This is a genomic window from Phormidium sp. FACHB-1136, assembly GCF_014697375.1.
GTDB lineage: Bacteria > Cyanobacteriota > Cyanobacteriia > Phormidesmidales > Phormidesmidaceae > Nodosilinea.
This window is the reverse complement of record NZ_JACJRS010000257.1, coordinates 1-1,572: the sequence shown is the minus strand read 5'-3', so window position 1 is coordinate 1,572 and position 1,572 is coordinate 1. Positions and strand designations below refer to the sequence as shown.

At 56.4% G+C, this 1,572-nt stretch carries 1 protein-coding gene; it reads left to right on the top strand.

Features of this window, described 5'->3' with window-relative positions; translation table 11 throughout:
* Positions 1 to 120: 120 nt before the first annotated feature.
* Positions 121 to 1,542: a transposase gene (locus H6G62_RS27200; RefSeq protein WP_190500962.1), complete on the top strand. Its 1,422-nt coding sequence runs from the start codon at positions 121 to 123 to the stop codon at positions 1,540 to 1,542.
* The last annotated feature ends 30 nt before the right edge of the window (positions 1,543 to 1,572 follow it).

Genomic DNA, 1,572 nt, shown 5'->3' with positions numbered 1-1,572 from the left:
CTGGACAGTGGGAAGTTCTGTATCCGGTAGCGGGACGCCAAGAAAAACGGACATGAGCTGAGTCAATCGACCCATCATGTCCGAAACTGGCTGATGTAAAGCCTTTCAGCCAGCCCTATTATGGAGTTATCCCAACGTCTTGAGCACATCCTAGAGGGCTTCCGCCCGGTCTTCAGCCGAGAAGCCTCGTTTCGGTGGTTCGTCCTTCTGGTCTGGGGCATCCTACTCAATACCCAACCGGCGGCAGTCACGAGTTACGTCAATGCCCTCGGGTTAGGCGAAGCGGTGTATCAGCAGGCGCTGCATTGGTTTGAGTCCCGTGCGTTTAGCGTCAAGGGGCTCTGCCAACACTGGGGGCAATGGCTCAGCCAGCATACTAGTGTTTATCACATCAGGGGTGAACAGGTGTATGTGGGCGATGGCATCAAAGTGGCTAAAGAAGGACGTAAGATGCCCGGTGTGAAGCGTCTCCACCAAGAATCGGAGGATGTGAGTAAACCGGAATGGATTCGAGGCCACTACTTCAATGCGCTCAGTCTTCTTCTGAGCGCCGGTCAGGCCTGCTTTGCGGTGCCCCTCATCCTGCAACTCCAGGATGGCCTCATCGCCGAGACTCCCCCCGTGAAAGCGAAGGGCCAGGGGAAAAAGGCAACGCTCGTCACGAAGATGGCCGACCTCTGTACGACCTATGCCAAAACGGGCAGCTATGTGGTGTTGGATGCCTATTTCGCCTGTGCACCCGTCTTGAGCCGATTCCGTCGTCATGCGCTGCATTTGATTAGTCGAGTCCGCTGCTCCACGGTGGCCCATGCCCCGTTTTCGGTGGTGCCCACCGTTAAGGGTCGGGGACGCCCCCGCCAATGGGGCAGCCCGGTCAAACTGCAAACCCTCTTTGCCCCCCTCCACCAGTGTCAACAGGCCCAGGTTTGGCTGTATGGTCACCTCACCACCGTGTATTACCAATGCTTCGAACTCTATTGGGACAGCCCGACAACGCCCGTGTTGTTTGTCCTCACGCAATACCCCAACGGCAAATCGCTGATTCTGCTCTCCAGTGATCTCACCTTAAGTGGACCGGAGGTGATTGCGGCCTATGGCCTGCGATTCAAAATTGAGGTCACCTTCCGCACGCTCGTTCACCTGCTGGGCGGCTTTGCCTATCGGTTTTGGCTCAAGGCCATGGCAACGGCTCCGACCTGGCCCACCCATCTCAACTTGGCCGACTACCCCGAAACGGTGCAAGCCCAAATCCTAGCGAAGGTCGAGGCCTTTGAGAGGTTCATCAATCTCAATGCCATCGCCTTGGGGCTCCTCCAGATCCTGGCGCTTGAATACCCCACCCAAGTGTGGGCCTATTTCCCCAGGTGGTTTCGCACCCTCCCCAAGCATGGCTACCCCAGTGAGCGGATTACCCAACTGGCTCTGCAACATCACGCCGAAGCGATTTTCCTCAAAAGTCCACCCACTCTACTTTTGCCTAAATTCATCGCCGCTAAGCTTAACCCCTTGCCCCCTCAGGTCTCCCAAAGCTTAGTAACTTAGTACCCCTGTCCAGAACTTATGACTGTCCAG